Source organism: Myxococcus sp. CA023, assembly GCF_010998615.1.
Taxonomy (GTDB): Bacteria; Myxococcota; Myxococcia; order Myxococcales; family Myxococcaceae; genus Myxococcus.
On the sequence record NZ_JAAEAH010000204.1, the window covers coordinates 1 to 445 of the forward strand.

Genomic DNA, 445 nt, shown 5'->3' on the forward strand with positions numbered 1-445 from the left:
ACATGACCAAGCCCGAGATCGACCGCACCATCAAGGTGCTGATCGAGGCCAAGCGCGCCGGCCAGTTCCGGGCCTTCTGGCAGGACTTCAACGAATCCGTGAACCTGATGGCGTCGGGCGAGACGGTGATCCAGTCCATGTGGTCGCCCGCCGTCACCAAGGTGCGGGCGCAGGGCGTGCCATGCGTCTACCAGCCGCTCAAGGAGGGCTACCGCGCCTGGGCCCAGGGCTTCGGCATCCCGAAGACGCTCTCCGGCCGGAAGCTCGACGCGGCCTACGAGTTCATCAACTGGTTCCTGTCCGGCTGGGCCGGGGCCTATCTCAACCGCCAGGGCTATTATTCCGCGGTGCTGGAGACCGCGAAGGCGCACATGCAGCCCTACGAATGGGCGTTCTGGATGGAGGGCAAGCCCGCCGAGAAGGACATCCTGGGCCCGGACGGCAC

1 protein-coding gene is annotated in these 445 nt (G+C 66.3%); it reads left to right on the forward strand.

All coding sequences use genetic code 11. From position 1 onward, the window contains the following. Window positions 1-445: PotD/PotF family extracellular solute-binding protein (locus tag F8M74_RS37280; protein WP_163884776.1), on the forward strand; the 445-nt coding region annotated here is incomplete at both ends.